At 48.6% G+C, this 740-nt stretch carries 1 protein-coding gene; it reads left to right on the top strand.

Annotated features, from left to right (window positions below):
• Nucleotides 1-239: 239 nt before the first annotated feature.
• Nucleotides 240-740 (top strand): LacI family DNA-binding transcriptional regulator (locus AB4486_RS25255; RefSeq protein WP_372119459.1); only part of this gene is annotated, 501 nt, incomplete at its 3' end.

Genomic DNA, 740 nt, shown 5'->3' with positions numbered 1-740 from the left:
GTCAATGACACAAGTAGCCTGCGGAGAACTGGACGGATGCTACATGGGACACGTGTATATTTGGGATGTTCTCGCGGCCCAATTAATCTGCGCCGAAGCAGACTTAGTGGTAGCCCCGTCACTCACCACCACTTATACTGGCCCAGTGTGGGCATGGCCCAAAGGATCAATACTGGAACAATTGTGCCAGCCATCTGATGGCCACGATGTAAGCCAGAAAGTTCGAAAGGAGTCCATTTATTAATAGCACGAAAAAGACCGTTACCGCGCTGGATGTTGCCGAGCATGTAGGTGTCTCACGATCCGCTGTTTCAAGAGCATTTACCGAAGGTGCAAGCATTCAAGCCGACAAACGAGATCGAATTCTTGAGGCGGCAAAAACACTGGGCTATCAACCCAACTTCTTTGCTCGAACCTTAAGTACCCCTGCACAAAAAAAACGGTCAAACTTAGTAGCCATATTGATCAGCGACTTTTCAAACCCGTATCAGTCGCATTTATTTGAGATCCTCTCCAACATACTTCAACAACATGGCAAGCAGCCTATGCTACTCAACGTTAAGCACGAGCAGGACTTAGAGCAAGCCATATTACGCCTCTCTGGTTATCAGGTTGATGGCGTAATTGCTGTCGCAGGATCTCTCCCTGTCGAAGGATTTGAACAATGCCTAAAGCTCTCTCTACCCCTTGTGACACTGGGACGAGCGGACGAACGAGGCATCATTCCCTCTGTTCAAACC

Source organism: Vibrio sp. 10N.222.55.C6 (assembly GCF_041473395.1).
In the GTDB taxonomy this organism is placed as follows: domain Bacteria; phylum Pseudomonadota; class Gammaproteobacteria; order Enterobacterales; family Vibrionaceae; genus Vibrio; species Vibrio crassostreae_C.
This window is presented reverse-complemented; position numbering and strand designations above follow the sequence as displayed.